Source organism: Methylobacterium nigriterrae, from assembly GCF_037106235.1.
Classification (GTDB): domain Bacteria; phylum Pseudomonadota; class Alphaproteobacteria; order Rhizobiales; family Beijerinckiaceae; genus Methylobacterium; species Methylobacterium nigriterrae.
In genome coordinates, this window is sequence record NZ_JBAWTG010000002.1 from 60,671 (window position 1) to 77,689 (window position 17,019).

The window sequence follows — 17,019 nt, forward strand, 5'->3', positions numbered from 1 at the left end:
CATGCACGGAGCTGACGGACGCCGCACCGGTCGCCGATGGAGGTTGCCGATGGCGGCGATAGTCGGGATCGCGCGCCGATGAACGCACCGCCCAACATCCAGAGCTTCGCCTTCTCGTCGCGCGAGTTCCTGCGGCTGATCGAGAGCTACGGACTGACCGGCAACTGGGGCTGGACCTTCGCCACGAACGAGCATGTCTGGTCGGCGGGCTTCTACCGCCTGCTCGGGCTGGAGCCGAGGACGGTGCGTCCGAGCTACGAGCTCTTCCTCGGCCTCGTGCACCCGGAGGACCGGCCGGAGATCGAGACCAGCGCCCAGATCATGCAGCAGGGCCTCCTGCAGGATCACACCTTCCGGGTGATCCGTCCGGACGGCTCGATCCGCATCCTCTCAGGCCGGTCCGAGATCTACTTCGCGCCCGACGGCCGTCCGCGCGGCGCGGCCGGCATGGTGCTCGACATCACCGACCGCGAGGCGCTCGCCCGCCTGCAGGCCGCCTAGCGGCGGCGCAAGCAAGCGCTGTTCGAGCAGGCTGGCACCATGATCCTGGCACACGGCCCGCGGGGGGAGGCCATCGTTCCTGCGGAAGCGCCCGCGGTGTTCGGGATCCCACGGGAGGAGCTCGCCCTGGACATCGGCCTCGTCGTCGATCAGCGCGAGCGCGAGTATTGGCGACAGTTCGGCATGGGTTGCATCGCGACCGGAGAACCGTTCAACATCGAGGCGGCCGTGGTGCTGGCGAATGCCGAGACCGGCCGCTACCGGTTCGTCCTGGTCCCGGTGCGGGATGCCTCAGGACGGATCGTCGAGTGGACCGGCCTCACGCAGCCCGCAGCGGGATCGGGACCGGCCACAGGGATTCTCCGGCAGGGGCTGGAGCAGCGCGTGGGAGCGTGTCACATCCGGGCGGCGCGGGCCCTGCTCGGCTGGTCGATGGCCGATCTGGCTGCCGCAAGCAGCCTGTCCTTCTCCACGGTGCGCCGCCTGGAGCAGGACGGCGAGGCCGCCGCCGCCCGCTCGCGCCACACGGCCATCGCGGCCCTGCGGCAGGCCGGCATCCACTTCTCGCTGGCTGACGGCAACGTCGTCGCGGTTGCCAAGGCCTGATGGGCGCTGCCCTTTCCGGCACGCGCCCGAGCCGCCATATTCGGCCCATGCCGACTCCCAGAAAGCCCCGCCCCGCCTCGGGCAAGGCCGAGAAGCCCGAGCTGAAACCGCTCGACCCGTTCCTGGCCGAACTCCTCAACCCCGCCCTGAACCGCAACCGCCTGCCGGATCCGGTGCCGTCGCGGCCCGGAGAGCCGAAGCGGAAGGGCCGCGGCGGGAAGGCCGATCCGGCTGCCCGGACGGGCTTCGCCGAGGCGCCGCAGGCGAGCTTCGCGCATGGCAGCGCCGCCGACGTCGATCCACGGCTCGCCCAGGCTCTGGGACTGCGCGACGGCGAGGACGGGCCGGCGCCGGAGGGGGCCGTCGAGGACGGGTCGACCTCGCTCGCCGCGGACGGGGTCTCGGCCACGGTCGACGCGCTCTCGAAGCTGCTGACCGAGGGCAACCCGCTCTTCAAGGACGGCAAGACCTGGGTGCCGCACCGTCCCGAGCGGCCCCAGAAATCGGAAGGGGGCGTCGCCTTCCGGCTGAAATCCGACTTCACCCCGGCGGGCGACCAGCCGACCGCCATCGCCGAGCTCGTCGGGGGCGTGAAGGCGGCCGAGCGCGACCAGGTGCTCCTCGGCGTCACGGGCTCGGGTAAGACCTTCACGATGGCCAAGGTGATCGAGGAGACGCAGCGCCCGGCGCTGATCCTCGCCCCGAACAAGACGCTCGCCGCGCAGCTCTACGGCGAGTTCAAGAGCTTCTTCCCCGACAACGCGGTCGAGTATTTCGTCTCCTACTACGATTACTACCAGCCGGAGGCCTACGTGCCCCGGTCGGACACCTTCATCGAGAAGGAATCGTCGATCAACGAGCAGATCGACCGGATGCGCCACTCGGCGACGCGCGCGCTGCTGGAGCGGGACGACGTGATCATCGTCGCCTCGGTCTCGTGCATCTACGGCATCGGCTCGGTCGAGACCTACACGGCGATGTCCTTCACCGTGAGCCTCGGCGAGCGGATCGAGCAGCGCCAGCTCATCGCCGACCTCGTGGCGCTCCAGTACAAGCGCATCCAGTCGGACTTCGCGCGCGGCACCTTCCGGGTGCGCGGCGACGTGATCGAGCTGTGGCCGGCCCACCTCGAGGATCGGGGCTGGCGCATCGGGCTGTTCGGCGACGAGATCGAATCCATCGTCGAGTTCGACCCGCTCACCGGCAAGAAGATCAACGAATTGAAGTTCGTGAAGGTCTACGCGAACTCGCACTACGTCACGCCGCGCCCGACGCTGCAACAGGCGGTCAAGGGCATCAAGGGGGAGCTGAAGGGCCGCGTCGAGGAACTGACCCGGATGGGCCGCCTGATCGAGGCGCAGCGGATCGAGCAGCGCTGCACCTTCGACATCGAGATGATCGAGGCGACCGGCTCCTGCAACGGCATCGAGAACTATTCCCGCTACCTCACCGGCCGCAAGCCCGGCGAGCCGCCGCCGACCCTGTTCGAGTACCTGCCCGACAACGCCCTCGTCTTCACCGACGAGAGCCACGTCACCGTGCCCCAGATCGGCGGCATGTACCGGGGCGACTTCCGCCGCAAGGCGACGCTCGCCGAGTACGGCTTCCGCCTGCCCTCCTGTCTCGACAACCGCCCGTTGCGCTTCGAGGAATGGGACGCGATGCGCCCGCAATCGGTCCACGTCTCGGCGACGCCCGGCAAGTGGGAGATGGAGCGCACGGACGGCGTCTTCGCCGAGCAGGTGATCCGCCCGACCGGCCTCGTCGATCCCGTCATCGAGGTGCGCCCGGCCCGCTCCCAGGTCGACGATCTCCTCGGCGAGGTGCGCGAGGTCGCCCAGGCCGGCTACCGCACGCTCGTGACGACGCTGACGAAGCGCATGGCCGAGGACCTCACCGAGTACCTGCACGAGAACGGGGTGCGGGTGCGCTACATGCACTCGGACATCGACACGCTGGAGCGCATCGAGATCATCCGCGACCTGCGGCTCGGCGCCTTCGACGTCTTGATCGGGATCAACCTGCTGCGCGAGGGCCTCGACATCCCGGAATGCGCGCTGGTGGCGATCCTCGACGCCGACAAGGAGGGCTTTCTGCGGTCCGAGACGTCGCTCGTGCAGACGATCGGCCGCGCGGCGCGCAACGCCGAGGCGCGCTGCATCCTCTACGCCGACCAAGTGACGGGCTCGATGGAGCGCGCCATGGCCGAGACCGAGCGGCGGCGCCAGAAGCAGCTCGCCTACAACGCCGAGCACGGCATCACGCCGCAATCGGTCAAGCGGGGCATCGCCGACATCCTCGACAGCGTGTTCGAGCGCGACCACGTGCAGGTCGATACCGGGCTGGCCCGGGACGCGATCACGGTCGGCCACAACCTCAAGGCGGTGATGGCGGATCTCGAGAAGCGCATGCGCGCGGCCGCGGCCGATCTCGACTTCGAGGAGGCGGCGCGGCTGCGCGACGAGCTGAAGCGCCTGCAGGCGACCGAGCTCCTCGTCTCCGACGACCCCATGGCCCGCCAGGCGGAGGTGGAGCGCGAGGCCGGCAAGTACGGCACGAAGCCCGGACGCAAGGGCGCCGGCGGCTCGCGCATCGCGAAGCCCAGCCTCGACGACATGGGCCCGGGCACCGACCGCGAGCTGCCGGTCGGCGGCCCCGCGCCCTACCAGGAGCGCCCGAAGGCGCGCTCGACGCAGGGGATCGGCGGCCAGCGCCCGAAATACAAGGGCCGCGGCGGGCGGCGTTAGCCCACCTTCCCACCCGGATCGGGCCTGCCCGATCCGGGCCGGCAAGGGCGGATCCCGGACAGGCCCGAGCTCTGCGGGAGAGGAGAGCCGCGTCGCGCAGGCCCGGGAACCTCGAACCCTCTCCGGGCTTTGCTCCGGCAACATCGAGCCCCGCGGGCTCGGCCACGCAGCGACCGGACGAGAACATGCCGCGTTCCCCACTTCGCCCCCGCGCCGGCGGGGCCGCCACCGCCCTGTTCCTCGCGGGCCTCGCCGTGTCGGGCGGCGTCGCGCTCCTCGGCGCGCCGATGACCGAGACGGCCCAGGCCCAGACGGTGGCCAACCCGAACGACCAGCCGACCGCCGGCCCCCTCCCCGCCGGCACCTCGACGGTGACGGGCTCGGAGCCCGCCGCGAACCGCCCGACCGACGGGGTCGCGCCCCCCGCCACCATCCGCAGCCCGACCGCCGTGGTCGGCTCCGACCGGGACGGCAAGCGCGCGACCACGAACCCCCTCGACCACCTGCCGCCGCGCGACCGCTCGCACTAAGCGGTCCCGCAGCGGACGCGGGCGCAACCCCGGCCCCGCCCTGGCGTTGACCGCCCGAACGGCCGCGTTCGGCCGGCACTGGGAGGTGCGCCATGGGTCTGCTCGATTCGGTCATCGGAGGCGTCCTCGGGCAGGTGCTCGGCGGCGGGCGCGGCCGGCAGCAGGGCGCCGGCATGTCGCCCCTCGTGAAGGCGCTCCTGATGCTGCTCCTCGCCAAGGGCGCGAGCGGCGGCTTCGGCGATATCTTCGGCAAGGGCGAGAACCACGAACCCGGTCGCGGGCCCGGCCGCGAGCCCGGTCCCGCCGACGACCGCTCCGGCGGCGCCGGCCCCTACGGGCGCGACGGCGACATCGGCGGCTTCAACCAGGGCGGCGGCTATCGGCCGGACGATAGTCGGCAGGACACACCCCTCCCCCGCGGCGATTACGGCGACCTCTCCGGCATGCTCGACGGGCCGGGCGATGCCGGCCCGGCGAACCTGCCCGGCCGCAGCCCGGGCGCCGGCCCCTACGCCCATCTCGACCGCGAGCCGGGCGATTCCCCCGAGCGCGGCGGCCCGGGCGGGCAAGGCGGCGATCTCGGCGGCCTCGACGGCCTGATCGAGCGCTTCGAGCGCGGCGGCCTCGGCGACCTCATCGGCTCCTGGATCGGCCACGGCCAGAACCGCCCGGTCCAGCCAAGCCAGCTCGCCCAGGCGCTCGGCCCCGACACGCTCGACACCCTGGAGCGCCAGACAGGAATGGACCGCGACGCGCTGCTCGGCCAGCTCGCCCAGGTCCTGCCGGAGGTGATCAACGGCCTGACGCCGCAGGGGCGGGTACCGGGGCATGAGGAGCGCAGGGGCTGGTGAGCGGCCCGCCCCGCGCAGGGGCGCCGGCCCGCTCCCACCCGCGGCCCGCCTCACCCGGCCTCCCACCCGCGACCTCATCCTGAGGCGCCGCGAAGCGGCCTCGAAGGAGGCGTCCAGGCTCCGCGCGGGACCGGGAAGCCTCCTTCGAGGCCGACGCTGCGCCTCAGGATGAGGTCGCGGGTGGGATCGAGGGAGACGACGAGGGCGATCGTCCGGATGGGGTGACCGTACGTCGGGCCTTCGATCTGGCCCGCCCTCGACGCCGAGTCACAGAGCTCCCCCAGGCGCGCGGCCCCCACATACTCAATATCCAGGAGCGCCAGACGGGCCTGGACCGTGACACGCTGCCCGGCCAACTCGCGCAGGTCCTGCCAGAGGTGATCAATGGGCAAACGCCGCATGGGCGGGTGTGGGGGCCGGAGGAGCGCAGGGGCTGGTGAGCGGCCCGTCCCGCACACGATCCCCGGCCTGACCGGAGCGGAGGCGTCACGCATCGGCGGTCACGCCTTCCACGGTCCGACCCTCACGCCCATCCCACGCGACCGCTGACCGGTGACGTCCCGCCTGCGGCCCGCCCGACGCGACTCCCACCCACGACCTCATCCTGAGGCGCCGCGAAGCGGCCTCGAAGGAGGCGCCCAGCGATCTCGGCGCGTTCTGGAGGCCTCCTTCGAGGCCGGCGCTGCGCGCCGGCGCCTCAGGATGAGGTCGTGGGTGGGAGTACATGCTGAAAGTTGCACAAGCTCCTGGGTAAATCGTTCAGACGCCCTCAGTTGGCGCTTGCTGCTCAAGCACTCTCGACATCAAACTGATGGCAGCCGCTTTGCGTAGCATTGATTTCGCTTCGTGCACCGTTGTGGATTGATAAGCCGCTACTGAAACGGCAAGTTGATGCAACGCCTGGAATGGGATGCACAGCAATGTTCGGTTGGCGTGTGTGAAGAGCGAAAGTTTTAAAATTTATCTACTTGTTCCAGGTTTGACTGACTACAATGCACTCATTTTATGTATAAAGCGAGACAAAATGATACTGATAATTGCAGACAAATTTGATGCCCATGCAGATGCTGTTCAACATCATCTGTCAATTAGAAATTCAAAATTTTTCCGCTTAAACTTAGATATTGCGTCGCTTATGTTAAGTTATGTCTACATTGACGAGAATCAATGGACGATTTCGCAGAATAATGAAGAAATCCACCTCTCCGACATTTCCTGTGTTTGGGGAAGAAGATTAACCGTAAGTCTTGACCTTGAGAAGCAGTCGGTAGCGGAAGAACCCGATTTTCGTCTTTGGCGGTCGGAGTGGAATCGTTGTCTCTATGGTGTCTATGCCTATCTACGCGAGCGGTTTTGGCTTAACCCGATCGGTAACGCTTCTCTGATGGATAATAAATTTTTTCAGATGAAGGCAGCGCGGGCAGCCGGTTTTCAGATCCCCGAGTTCATTTCCAGCAACAAGAAGGCAGAACTGTTGAGTTTTGCTAGAGACCACAAATACGTTGCTCTGAAGTTTATGTCGCAGGAAATTTATAAAATGCCGGACGGAAGCTATTCAGGTTTGTATGTGAATAAGATTTCGGCAAAAGAGCTAGAAAGTTTTTCTGATGTAAATGAAAATCCTGTTACATTGCAGAGATATATCGAAAAGAATTTTGAGGTAAGACATACGTTCATAGATGGAAGTCACTTTTCTTGCAAAATAGACTCGCAGAAATCGAATAGAGCCAACGTGGATTGGAGGCGCTACGACATCCCATTTACTCCTCACGAACAAATTATAGCCCCAAGATGCATTACAAATTGCATAGAAAAACTGATGAAAGAAAACAATTTACGATATGGGGCATTCGATTTTATTGTCGATAGTGATAATAATTGGTGGTATTTAGAAGTAAACACCGCAGGTCAATGGCTTTGGATTGAAGACTTGGCGGGGATGCCAATATCAGCTAGGATAGCGGAGGCATTGAGCGCTCGTTAAAAGGAGGGTTAAACTCATGGCAGTTTTCGGCATGCGATTTATGGAGAAGATGCAGGCCAACAGCGTGGTAAACACAGAAGGTTGGGCTTGGAAGCCAAAATCGTCTGACGCTATACGAGTATACGCATCAGGAAACTCTACCAAGTCGCGCGAATCGACCTATGCAGCGGAAAAAGATGACCGCGCAGATGAAGATAGGCCGAATGAAGGCCTAGCTGCTTAATCATAATGATTAGTCGCGCATTATACGTCGCAGGCCGCTCATGATTTGATCATCTGAGCGGTCTGCAGTTGCCCATTCTAAAGAGCCTAATCCACCCGCCGCATCACGAGGCTCGCATTCGTCCCACCAAATCCAAAAGAATTCGACAGAACCACATCCACCCGCTTGCGCTTCGCCTCGTGCGGCACGAGGTCGATCTCGGTCTCGACGCTGGGGTTGTCGAGGTTGAGGGTCGGGGGGAGCACGCCGTCGCGGATGGCGAGGACCGAGAAGATGGCCTCGACCGAGCCGGCGGCGCCGAGGAGATGCCCGATGGCCGACTTGGTGGAGGACATCGAGGCTTTTCGGGCGGCCGGGCCGAGCAGGCGCTCGACCGCCTTCAGCTCCAATTCGTCGCCCATCGGCGTCGAGGTGCCGTGGGCGTTGATGTAGTCGATCTCGGAGGGGTCGATGCCGGCCCGCTTCACGGCGGCGCTCATGCAGCGGAAGGCGCCGTCGCCGTCCGGGGACGGAGAGGTGATGTGGTAGGCATCGCCCGAGAGGCCGTAGCCCACGACCTCGGCGTAGATCTTGGCGCCGCGGGCCTTGGCGTGCTCGTATTCCTCGAGCACCACGATGCCGGCGCCCTCGCCCATCACGAAGCCGTCGCGGCCCCGGTCGTAGGGGCGCGAGGCGCGGGTCGGGTCGTCGTTGAAGCCGGTCGAGAGCGCCCGGCAGGCCGCGAAGCCCGCGAGCGCGAGGCGGTTCACGGGTGATTCGGCCCCGCCCGCCACCATCACGTCGGCATCGCCGAGCGCGATCAGCCGGGCGGCGTCCCCGACCGCGTGCGCGCCCGTCGAGCAGGCCGTGACGACGGCGTGGTTCGGGCCCTTGAGGCCGTGCGCGATCGAGACCTGGCCCGAGGCGAGGTTGATGATGCGGCCCGGGATGAAGAAGGGCGAGATCCGGCGCGGCCCCTTCTCGTGCAGCGTCACCGAGGCGTCGTAGATGCCGCCGATGCCGCCGATGCCGGAGCCGATCAGGACGCCGGTGGCGTACTGGTCGGTGTCGCTCTTCGGGTGCCAGCCGGCATCGTCGAGCGCCTCGCCGGCCGCCGCCATCGCGTAGACGATGAACGGGTCGACCTTGCGCTGCTCCTTGGCCTCCATCCACCGGTCGGGGTTGAAGGTGCCGTTCCCGCCGTCGCCGAGCGGGATCGAGCAGGCGATGCGGCAGGCGAGGTCCTGGGTCTCGAAGGCCGTGACCTTGGCCGCGCCGCTGTCGCCCGCGATCAGCCGGCTCCAGGTGTGCTCGACTCCGCTGCCGAGCGGCGTGACCATGCCCAGACCCGTGACGACCACCCGACGCATCGCGACTTCCCGAAACCGTTACCGTCGATCCATGAACGGCGGGCGGGGCGTTTCGGCCCCATCCGCGCCGTCCGAAATTTTCAAGCGGAGTTCTTCTCGAGGAACTTCACCGCGTCGCCGACCGTCTGGATCGTCTCGGCGGCGTCGTCCGGGATCTCGACATTGAACTCCTCCTCGAACGCCATCACGAGCTCGACGGTGTCGAGGCTGTCGGCGCCGAGATCGTCGATGAAGTTCGCGCCCTCGACCACCTTCTCGGGCTCCACGCCCAGGTGCTCGACGACGATCTTCTTCACGCGCTCAGCGATATCGCTCATCGTTGTTGGTCCTCGTGTCTCATCGTGATGGTGAAGGCGCCGTGGCCGCTGTCCCGGTGCCGGGCGTTTCGCAGCGGCCGGTGACCGATCGCGCGTCGTCTTGGACTTGCAACCCGCTGAACGGTCAACCCCCCTTGCACGGCTGCCGGGGTGTTAACACAGGGTTCCCGCGCTGGCGAGAGCCGGTTCACGAACCGTTCAGACCTGTGGTTTTTCGAGCGATTTCCTCGGGTTGGGTGCAACCTGGATGCGAACTTCCCTCCCCTTCGCGGGGAGGGCGAGGCCCCTCACACCATCGCCATGCCGCCGTTGACGTGCAGCGTATGGCCGGTGACGTAGGCGGCCTCGTCGGAGGCGAGGTAGAGGGTGGCGGCCGCGACCTCGGCGCCGGTGCCGAGGCGGCCCATCGGCACGCGGGCGAGGATGCCCTCGCGCTGCTTGTCGTTGAGCTCGTCCGTCATCGGCGAGGCGATGAAGCCCGGGGCGATGCAGTTCACGGTGATGTTGCGCGAGGCGACCTCGGCGGCGAGCGCCTTGGTGAGGCCGACGAGGCCGGCCTTGGCCGCCGCGTAATTGCCCTGGCCGGGATTGCCGGTCGAGCCCACCACCGAGCCGATATTGACGATGCGCCCGTGCCGGCGGCGCATCATCCCCTTCACGGCGGCCCGCGACAGGCGGAAGGCGGCGGTGAGGTTGACGGCGATGACCGAATCCCACTCCTCGTCCTTCATCCGCATGAAGAGGTTATCGCGGGTGATGCCCGCGTTGTTGACCAGGATGTCGAGCCCGCCCATCGCCGCCTCGGCGGCCGGCACCAGCGCCTCGACGGCGGCCGGGTCCGCGAGGTTCGTCGGCGTGACATGGACCCGCTCGCCGCCGAGCTCCTGGGCCAGCGCGTCGAGCGCCTCTTGCCGGGTGCCCGACAGCGCGACGGTGGCGCCCCGGGCGTGGAGCGCGCGGGCGATCGCGCCGCCGAGGCCGCCGGTGGCGCCCGTGACGAGGGCCTTGCGGCCGGTGAGATCGAACATGGCGTGGGATCCTTCCGTTCAGGCCGCCGAGAAGGCGGCGACCTCGTCGGGGCCGCCGATCGCGGCGGCGGTGGCGCCCGGGGCGATGCGCTTGGCGAGGCCGGTCAGTACCTTGCCGGCGCCGAGCTCGAGGAAGCGCGTCACGCCGGCCCCGGCCATCGCCGCGACGCATTCGCGCCAGCGCACCGTGCCGGTGACCTGCGCCACCAGCGCCTCGCGAATCGCCTCCGGGCTCGTCACGGGCGCGGCCGTGACGTTGGCGTAGACGGGCACGAGCGGGGCGGCGATCCGCACCGCGGCGAGCGCCTGCCGCATCGCCTCGGCCGCCGGCTCCATCAGGCGGCAATGGAAGGGGGCCGAGACGTTGAGCATCACGGCCCGCTTGATGCCGCGCCCCTGCGCGATGGCGACCGCGCGCTCGACCGCCGCCGCGTCGCCCGACAGCACCACCTGGCCGCCGCCATTGTCGTTCGCCACGTCGCAGACCGCACCTTGCCGGGCCTCCGCCGCGATCTCGGCCGCCTGGGCCGGCTCGGCGCCGATCAGGGCCGCCATCGCGCCGGCGCCCGGCGCCACCGCGCGCTGCATCGCCTCGCCGCGGATGCGCAGGAGCTTGGCCGCGTCGGTGATCGTCAGGGTGCCGGCGGCGGCCAGCGCCGAATACTCGCCGAGCGAGTGGCCGGCGACGCACTGCACGTGCTCGGCGAGGTCGAGGCCGCGATCCTGCTCCAGCACCCGCAGCACCGCGAGGCTCGCGGCCATCAGGGCGGGCTGGGCGTTCGCCGTCAGCGTCAGCTCCTCGGCCGGGCCCTCGAACATCAGCCGCGACAGGTTCTGTCCGAGCGCCGCGTCGACCTCCTCGAACACGGCGCGGGCGGAGGGGTAGGATTCGGCCAGGGACCGGCCCATGCCGACGACCTGGCTGCCTTGGCCGGGGAAGACGAGCGCGAATTTCATGGTTTGTTCCGATCGGCGCGGCGGAAAGCGCGGCGCAGTCGCACCGCCGGGCGGGGCCTGTCAACAATGCATCGCACAAAGCGCGGCTCGGCTTGTTGCAGGGCGCCATCCGGTGTAAGACGCGCGATCCTCATCGAAATTTCGGCATTCCAGGTTCAGGAAGGAGCCGCCGCCCATGGCTCGCGTCACCGTTGAAGACTGCATCGACAAGGTCGAGAACCGCTTCGAGCTCGTCCTTCTGGCGAGCCACCGCGCCCGTCTCCTGGCCGCCGGCGCCCCCCTCACCATCGACCGCGACCGCGACAAGAACCCCGTCGTGGCCCTGCGCGAGATCGGCGACGAGACCATCACGGCGGACGACCTGAAAGAGCAACTCATTCATTCCATGCAGAAATATGTCGAGGTGGACGAGCCGGAGGCCGAGACGGTGCCGCTGCTCTCCTCCTCGCCGGCCGCCGCCGCGGTCGCCCCGCAGGCCTCGAGCGACGACAGCGCCGTCCAGTTCGACCGCATGAGCGAGGAGGACCTGCTGCGCGGCCTCGAGAACCTCGCGCCGCCGGCCGAGACGGACGACGAGGGCGACTGAGCGCGCCTCGCCCGACACCCCGCGCGCCCGACGAAACCCGGCCCCACGGCCGGGTTTTCGCGTCTGACGGGCCGAAATCGCGACGCTGCGACGCCGGAGGTCTGGCGCCCGCGCGTGCGATGCGGGAGAGTTTCGCCAACGAGGTGCGGCATTTCGGTCAGGAAAGGGTCCGTCGGCGGATGATGCGCCAGTATGAACTCGTGGAGCGGGTCAAGCGCTACAATCCCGCCGCGAACGAGGCCCTGCTCAACCGCGCCTACGTGTATGCGATGCGTGCCCACGGCACGCAGAAGCGCGCCTCCGGCGATCCCTTCTTCGCCCATCCCCTCGAGGTCGCCGCGATCCTGACGGACCTGCGCCTCGACGACGCGACGATCGTCGCCGCCGTCCTGCACGACACGGTCGAGGACACGGCCGCCACGCTCGACGAGATCCGCGAGGTCTTCAGTCCGGAAATCGGCGCTCTCGTCGACGGCCTGACCAAGCTGAAGCGCCTCGACCTTGTCTCGAAGCGGGCGGCGCAGGGCGAGAATTTCCGCAAGCTCCTGCTCGCCGTGGCGGCCGACGTGCGCGTGCTGCTCGTCAAGCTCGCCGACCGCCTGCACAACATGCGCACCCTCCACCACATGCCGCCGGAGAAGCGGGTGCGGATCGCGGAGGAGACCCTCGACATCTACGCGCCGCTCGCCGGCCGGATGGGCATGCAGGAACTGCGCGACGAGCTCGAGGATCTCGCCTTCCGCAACCTGAAGCCCGAGATCTACGCGACGATCACCCAGCGCCTCGGCGACCTCTCGGCCAAGTCGGAGCGGCTCGTCGAGAGCATCGAGAAGGATCTGACCACCAAGCTCGCCGCGCGCGGCATCACGGCCTCGGTAACGGGACGGCAGAAGCGGCCCTACTCGATCTGGTCGAAGATGGAGCGCAAGTCCGTCGCGTTCGAGCAGCTCTCCGACATCTTCGGCTTCCGGGTCGTCGTCGACACGCTCGCCGATTGCTACAGCGCGCTCGGCGTCGTCCACACGAGCTGGCCGATGGTGCCGGGTCGCTACAAGGACTACATCTCGACGCCGAAGCAGAACGATTACCGCTCGATCCACACGACCGTGATCGGCCCCAAGAGCCAGCGCGTCGAGTTGCAGATCCGCACGGCCGCCATGGACGAGATCGCGGAGTACGGCATCGCGGCGCATGCTCACTACAAGGAAGTCAGCGGCAAGGATGACGGCGGCATCCATCCGCGCCTCGCGACGGAGAGTGGCGCCTACCAATGGCTGCGCCGGACCATCGAGCTCCTGGCGGAAGGAGACAGCCCCGAGGAATTCCTCGAGCACACCAAGCTCGAATTGTTCCAGGACCAGGTCTTCTGCTTCACGCCGAAGGGTCGGCTGATCGCCCTGCCGCGCGGCGCGACGCCGATCGACTTCGCCTACGCGGTCCATACTGACGTCGGCAACACGGCGGTCGGCGCCAAGATCAATGGGCGCATGGCGCCGCTGCTCCACGAATTGTCCAACGGCGACGAGGTCGAGATCGCGCGGTCCGACGGCGCGTCGCCACCCGCGGCCTGGGAATCCCTGGTCGTCACCGGCAAGGCGCGCGCCGCGATCCGGCGGGCGACGCGCTCGGCGGTGCGGCGGCAATATGCCGGGCTCGGCAGGCAGATCCTCGACCGCGCCTTCGAGCGCGCCGGCAAGAGTTTCTCCGAGGACAAGCTGCGCGGCGCCCTGCCGCGCCTCGCCCGCGGCTCGACCGAGGACGTGTTCGCGGCGGTCGGGCGCGGCGAGATGTTCTCGGGCGACGTCGTGAAGGCTGTCTATCCCGACTACAAGGACGAGCGTCGCGCGGGCGCGACGACCGTGTCGCAGCCGCCGGCGAACGGTGCGGGCCGCCTGACGCGCTCGAAGGATCAGACCATGCGCCTGACCTTCCCGGACGGGGGAACCGAGGGCGGCCAGGCCGATGCGATCCCGATCCGCGGCCTTGCGGGCGACCTGCCCGTCAGCTTCGCGCCGAATGGCGGCGCCGTCCCGGGCGACCGCATCGTCGGCATCCTGACGCCGGGCATCGGAGTGACGATCTACCCGATCCAGTCCGCGGCGCTCGCCGCCTTCGACAACGAGCCCGCCCGCTGGCTCGACGTGCGCTGGGACGTCGAGGCCGGATCGAGCGAACGTTTTCCGGCCCGGATCGCCCTGCAGTCGATCAACGAGCCCGGCGTGCTCGCGCAGATCGCGCAGGTCATCGCGGACCACGACGGCAATATCGACAACCTGTCGATGAAGCGGCGGACGCAGGACTTCACCGACATCGTCATCGACCTCTCGGTCTGGGACCTGAAGCATCTCAACGCCATCATCGCGGAACTGCGCGGCAAGCGGGCCGTGAGCCGCGTCGATCGGGTCAACGGCTGAGGACCGGCCTCGCTTGCCTCCACCAGCCGCCGCTGCCACAAGCGGTCCGCCGAGTTCATATCCACGGAGTTCGAACGCCATGACCCCAGAGCAGGTGCTCGCCGAATTCCGCGATGCCGGCGCACTGCTCGAAGGTCATTTCATCCTGAGTTCCGGCCTGCGCTCCGCCGTGTTCCTGCAGAAGATGGCGATCTTCTCGGAGCCGCCGCGCACCGAGCGCCTGTGCCGGGCGCTCGCCGAAGCCGTCACGGCGCGCTTTGGCAAGATCGACATCGTCGTCTCGCCCGCGATCGGCGGCATCGTGCCCGGCTACGAGACCGCGCGGCACCTCGGGGCCCGTGCGATCTTCGTGGAGCGCGAACCCGGGGGGCCGTTCACGCTACGCCGCGGCTTCAGCATCCCGGAAGGCGCGCGCGCGGTGATCGTCGAAGACATCGTCACCACCGGCCTCTCGGCTCGCGAATGTCTCGCCTCCCTGCAGCAGGAAGCCGGTGAGGTCGTGGGTGCGGCCTGCCTGATCGACCGGTCCGGCGGCCGCGGCGAGATTGGGTTGCCGCTCCTGTCGCTCGTGACGCTCGACATCCCCGCCTATCCGGCCGACGCGCTTCCACCGGAGCTTGCCGCACTGCCCGCGGTGAAGCCCGGCAGCCGGGCCGTACCGAAGACCTGAGGGTGACACGAAGCATTTTTGGTGAGTTCGCGGCACTCTGTCGCGGCGGATTGTTTGGCGTACAAGGTTTACTCTAGGTTTCCACTGCCGGCTTCTTTGCGGAACGCCTTACGGCAGCGCTATTGCTCAAGCTGATTCATTTTCTTGACAGGGATCATTCTTGCTCACAAAGCTGATGCCAGTCCTATCGAATTTCTTCGTTTCGGCAGCTTAGTTTTTGGCAGTGCGTGCGTTGCCCGAGCTCGACTGAGCTCGAATGTCACATGGGACCGGACTATCGCTCGCCAGCAGATCCCCTTTGAGAAGCCAGACAAAGATCTGAGATAAGGAATTATTTGATTGAAAAATCCGCGTCACGCCATCTTCCGATTAGCTCAATCTTGATTAAATGAACGGAACGTGCCATGAGCACACAGCAACGCAGCGCGATTTTTATCGATGGTGCTAATTTATACGCGACCACGAAGGCACTCGGCTTCGACATCGACTACAAACGACTTCTCAAGGAATTCCAGAGCCGGGACAACCTCATCCGGGCTTTCTATTACACTGCCATGATCGAGGATCAGGAATATTCTTCGATCCGTCCGCTTATCGACTGGCTGGATTACAACGGTTATCGCGTCGTCACGAAGCCCGTGAAGGAATTCACGGATTCCATGGGCCGGCGCAAGATCAAGGGCAATATGGACATCGAGCTCGCTATCGATGCGCTCGAACTTGCCCCCTACATCGATCATATGGTGCTGTTTTCCGGGGACGGCGACTTCCGCTCGCTCGTCGAAGCCATGCAGCGCCGCGGCGTCAAGGTCACGGTGGTCTCGACGATCCAGACGCAGCCCGCCATGATCGCGGACGATCTGCGCCGGCAGGCCGACGAGTTCCTGGATCTCGTCCATCTCATCGCCAAGGTCGGGCGCGATCCCGGCGAGCGTCCGGGCCGGCCTGCAAGCGAGAACGGACGTCCCGCACGCGACTATGGCGATCGTCCGTCCCGCGCACATGCCGGACTCGAGAGCCGCTACGGCATTCGGCAGAGTGCCCATTCGGACGAGGTGGCCGAAGATTGAGGTTCAGGCTTCGCCCGTGTCGAGCCAGGCCAGAAGCTCGACTGCGCTGCGATCCGGCGGAAACACCGGGTAGAACACCTTCGTGACGATCCCGTCGTCGAGCACGAGCGTGAAACGACGCAGCAGGATCTGCCCGGCGACCGAGAAGGTCGGAAGGCGGGCGGCCTGCACCAGTGCGCGGTGCGGATCGGCGAGCAACGTGAACGGCAGGCGCAGGCGCTCGGCCGCTTCGCGCTGGTAGGCGCTCGTCTGCGTCGAGAGGCCGTGGACACGGGCGATGCCGCGCGCGAGGAGTTGCGCGTGGTGATCGCGGAAATCGCAGGCTTGCGGCGTGCAGCCGCGGGCCCCGGGGATCGCGTCCCAGTCCGCCACCAGGTTAGGCCGTCCTGGCTCGCCCGTGCGCGGATAGGCGTAGACGACGCTGCGCCCGGCAAGGCGCGCGAGGGAGACCCGGCCGCCATCCGTCGCCTCCAGCGAGACATCCGGCAGCCGTCGGCCCACGAGGTGGGCTGTCGCGCCATCGTCGACCGGAACCGGAAGATCATCCGGAAGGCTCAGATAATCAGGGTCCATGGCGCCTCTCCGTTCGGCGCCATCCTACCTGCGATCCGCCGTGAGGGTCAGCCCTTGTCACGCAGGAGACGGGCGCGGTCACGTTCCCAGTCTCTCTGCTTCGAGGTCTCGCGCTTGTCGTGGAGTTGCTTGCCCTTGCCGAGGCCGAGTTCGACCTTCGCACGGCCGCGGTCGTTGAAGTAGATCTTAAGCGGGATGACCGTGTAGCCCTGGCGCTGCGTCGCTCCGATCAGCTTGTCGATCTGGCGCCGGTGCAGGAGGAGGCGCCGCGGTCGCTTGGTATCGTGGTTGAAGCGATTCGCTTCCAAATATTCCGGGATATAGGCGTTGAAGAGCATCAGGTCGTTGCCGGACGGGCCGGCATAGGCCTCCCCGATCGTCGCCTTGCCGTTGCGCAGCGATTTCACCTCGGTGCCGGTCAGCGAGATGCCGGCCTCGATCGTGTCCGAGATCGCGTAATGGAACCGCGCCGCGCGATTGTCGGCGACGACGCGGCGAGAGGGATCGGATTTCGGGGCCATGTCTCTTTCAGGTCCGGCGGGCCTCGCGAACGCGGCCGTTTACGAGGATATGGGGCGCCGCGCCTCGACCTGGGAGCCCGGGTGCCTGAGGC

At 67.2% G+C, this 17,019-nt stretch carries 18 protein-coding genes; 12 read left to right on the forward strand and 6 right to left on the reverse strand.

The window, feature by feature from the left end:
* Positions 1–78: 78 nt before the first annotated feature.
* The 8 genes from WDW90_RS01875 to WDW90_RS01905 all read left to right on the forward strand — a co-directional run bounded on the left by WDW90_RS01875 (position 79) and on the right by WDW90_RS01905 (position 7,442).
* Positions 79–501: a PAS domain-containing protein gene (locus tag WDW90_RS01875; protein ID WP_336485565.1), complete on the forward strand. Its 423-nt coding sequence runs from the start codon at positions 79–81 to the stop codon at positions 499–501.
* Between the two features lie 39 nt (positions 502–540).
* Positions 541–1,107, forward strand: a complete 567-nt coding sequence (locus tag WDW90_RS01880; RefSeq protein WP_336485566.1) for a helix-turn-helix domain-containing protein — start codon at positions 541–543, stop codon at positions 1,105–1,107.
* A 47-nt stretch (positions 1,108–1,154) separates the two neighbouring features.
* Positions 1,155–3,854 (forward strand): excinuclease ABC subunit UvrB, encoded by a 2,700-nt coding sequence (gene uvrB, locus WDW90_RS01885; RefSeq protein ID WP_336485567.1) that lies wholly within the window; start codon positions 1,155–1,157, stop codon positions 3,852–3,854.
* A 185-nt stretch (positions 3,855–4,039) separates the two neighbouring features.
* The gene (locus WDW90_RS01890) at positions 4,040–4,384 is read left to right on the forward strand and encodes a hypothetical protein (RefSeq protein WP_336485568.1); all 345 of its coding nucleotides are present in this window, start codon (positions 4,040–4,042) and stop codon (positions 4,382–4,384) included.
* Positions 4,385–4,476: 92 nt separating this feature from the next.
* The gene (locus WDW90_RS01895; protein WP_336485569.1) at positions 4,477–5,235 is read left to right on the forward strand and encodes a YidB family protein; all 759 of its coding nucleotides are present in this window, start codon (positions 4,477–4,479) and stop codon (positions 5,233–5,235) included.
* 221 nt (positions 5,236–5,456) lie between these two features.
* Positions 5,457–5,675 carry a YidB family protein gene (locus WDW90_RS40680; protein ID WP_431310950.1) on the forward strand — a complete coding sequence of 73 codons (219 nt, stop codon included), beginning with the start codon at positions 5,457–5,459 and terminating at the stop codon, positions 5,673–5,675.
* 497 nt (positions 5,676–6,172) lie between these two features.
* A complete protein-coding gene (locus tag WDW90_RS01900) occupies positions 6,173–7,219 on the forward strand; it encodes an MvdC/MvdD family ATP grasp protein (RefSeq protein WP_336485570.1) in 1,047 nt (348 codons plus the stop codon).
* 16 nt (positions 7,220–7,235) lie between these two features.
* A complete protein-coding gene (locus WDW90_RS01905) occupies positions 7,236–7,442 on the forward strand; it encodes a hypothetical protein (RefSeq protein WP_336485571.1) in 207 nt (68 codons plus the stop codon).
* A gap of 86 nt (positions 7,443–7,528) precedes the next feature.
* On the opposite strand, the gene fabF is transcribed toward WDW90_RS01905, so the two are convergent.
* The 4 genes from fabF to fabD form a co-directional block, all read right to left on the reverse strand.
* Entirely contained in the window at positions 7,529–8,791 is a 1,263-nt protein-coding gene (gene fabF, locus WDW90_RS01910) for a beta-ketoacyl-ACP synthase II (protein ID WP_336485572.1), read from the reverse strand.
* An 80-nt stretch (positions 8,792–8,871) separates the two neighbouring features.
* Positions 8,872–9,108, reverse strand: coding sequence for an acyl carrier protein (locus tag WDW90_RS01915; RefSeq protein WP_018044468.1), 237 nt, complete (start codon positions 9,106–9,108; stop codon positions 8,872–8,874).
* Positions 9,109–9,395: 287 nt separating this feature from the next.
* Complete coding sequence (gene fabG, locus WDW90_RS01920) at positions 9,396–10,136, reverse strand: 3-oxoacyl-[acyl-carrier-protein] reductase (RefSeq protein ID WP_336485573.1); 741 nt, start codon at positions 10,134–10,136, stop codon at positions 9,396–9,398.
* An 18-nt stretch (positions 10,137–10,154) separates the two neighbouring features.
* Positions 10,155–11,093 carry an ACP S-malonyltransferase gene (fabD, locus tag WDW90_RS01925; RefSeq protein ID WP_336485574.1) on the reverse strand — a complete coding sequence of 313 codons (939 nt, stop codon included), beginning with the start codon at positions 11,091–11,093 and terminating at the stop codon, positions 10,155–10,157.
* A gap of 175 nt (positions 11,094–11,268) precedes the next feature.
* Between fabD and rpoZ the strand changes: the two genes are divergently transcribed.
* The 4 genes from rpoZ to WDW90_RS01945 all read left to right on the forward strand — a co-directional run bounded on the left by rpoZ (position 11,269) and on the right by WDW90_RS01945 (position 15,833).
* Positions 11,269–11,679, forward strand: coding sequence for a DNA-directed RNA polymerase subunit omega (rpoZ, locus tag WDW90_RS01930; RefSeq protein ID WP_336485575.1), 411 nt, complete (start codon positions 11,269–11,271; stop codon positions 11,677–11,679).
* Positions 11,680–11,858: 179 nt separating this feature from the next.
* Positions 11,859–14,093, forward strand: a complete 2,235-nt coding sequence (locus WDW90_RS01935) for a RelA/SpoT family protein (protein WP_336485576.1) — start codon at positions 11,859–11,861, stop codon at positions 14,091–14,093.
* A 79-nt stretch (positions 14,094–14,172) separates the two neighbouring features.
* Complete coding sequence (gene pyrE / locus WDW90_RS01940; protein WP_336485577.1) at positions 14,173–14,763, forward strand: orotate phosphoribosyltransferase; 591 nt, start codon at positions 14,173–14,175, stop codon at positions 14,761–14,763.
* A gap of 404 nt (positions 14,764–15,167) precedes the next feature.
* Positions 15,168–15,833 (forward strand): LabA-like NYN domain-containing protein, encoded by a 666-nt coding sequence (locus tag WDW90_RS01945; RefSeq protein ID WP_336485578.1) that lies wholly within the window; start codon positions 15,168–15,170, stop codon positions 15,831–15,833.
* Between the two features lie 3 nt (positions 15,834–15,836).
* Here WDW90_RS01945 and WDW90_RS01950 read toward each other — a convergent pair whose 3' ends face one another.
* Both WDW90_RS01950 and smpB read right to left on the reverse strand, forming a co-directional pair.
* Positions 15,837–16,406 (reverse strand): peroxiredoxin, encoded by a 570-nt coding sequence (locus tag WDW90_RS01950; RefSeq protein ID WP_336485579.1) that lies wholly within the window; start codon positions 16,404–16,406, stop codon positions 15,837–15,839.
* A 47-nt stretch (positions 16,407–16,453) separates the two neighbouring features.
* On the reverse strand, positions 16,454–16,927 hold the full coding sequence (gene smpB / locus WDW90_RS01955; protein ID WP_336485580.1) for an SsrA-binding protein SmpB: 474 nt from the start codon (positions 16,925–16,927) through the stop codon (positions 16,454–16,456).
* Positions 16,928–17,019 lie beyond the last annotated feature (92 nt).

Bases quoted from the DNA above. Each gene is read 5' to 3' on its own strand.
- rpoZ (WP_336485575.1), top strand. From the start codon at position 11,269: ATGGCTCGCGTCACCGTTGAAGACTGCATCGACAAGGTCGAGAACCGC.
- WDW90_RS01935 (WP_336485576.1), top strand. From the start codon at position 11,859: ATGATGCGCCAGTATGAACTCGTGGAGCGGGTCAAGCGCTACAATCCC.
- WDW90_RS01880 (WP_336485566.1), top strand. From the start codon at position 541: ATGATCCTGGCACACGGCCCGCGGGGGGAGGCCATCGTTCCTGCGGAA.
- fabG (WP_336485573.1), bottom strand. From the start codon at position 10,136: ATGTTCGATCTCACCGGCCGCAAGGCCCTCGTCACGGGCGCCACCGGC.
- WDW90_RS01950 (WP_336485579.1), bottom strand. From the start codon at position 16,406: ATGGACCCTGATTATCTGAGCCTTCCGGATGATCTTCCGGTTCCGGTC.
- WDW90_RS01945 (WP_336485578.1), top strand. From the start codon at position 15,168: ATGAGCACACAGCAACGCAGCGCGATTTTTATCGATGGTGCTAATTTA.
- WDW90_RS01895 (WP_336485569.1), top strand. From the start codon at position 4,477: ATGGGTCTGCTCGATTCGGTCATCGGAGGCGTCCTCGGGCAGGTGCTC.
- uvrB (WP_336485567.1), top strand. From the start codon at position 1,155: ATGCCGACTCCCAGAAAGCCCCGCCCCGCCTCGGGCAAGGCCGAGAAG.
- smpB (WP_336485580.1), bottom strand. From the start codon at position 16,927: ATGGCCCCGAAATCCGATCCCTCTCGCCGCGTCGTCGCCGACAATCGC.
- WDW90_RS01915 (WP_018044468.1), bottom strand. From the start codon at position 9,108: ATGAGCGATATCGCTGAGCGCGTGAAGAAGATCGTCGTCGAGCACCTG.
- WDW90_RS01890 (WP_336485568.1), top strand. From the start codon at position 4,040: ATGCCGCGTTCCCCACTTCGCCCCCGCGCCGGCGGGGCCGCCACCGCC.
- WDW90_RS01875 (WP_336485565.1), top strand. From the start codon at position 79: ATGAACGCACCGCCCAACATCCAGAGCTTCGCCTTCTCGTCGCGCGAG.
- fabD (WP_336485574.1), bottom strand. From the start codon at position 11,093: ATGAAATTCGCGCTCGTCTTCCCCGGCCAAGGCAGCCAGGTCGTCGGC.
- fabF (WP_336485572.1), bottom strand. From the start codon at position 8,791: ATGCGTCGGGTGGTCGTCACGGGTCTGGGCATGGTCACGCCGCTCGGC.
- pyrE (WP_336485577.1), top strand. From the start codon at position 14,173: ATGACCCCAGAGCAGGTGCTCGCCGAATTCCGCGATGCCGGCGCACTG.
- WDW90_RS01905 (WP_336485571.1), top strand. From the start codon at position 7,236: ATGGCAGTTTTCGGCATGCGATTTATGGAGAAGATGCAGGCCAACAGC.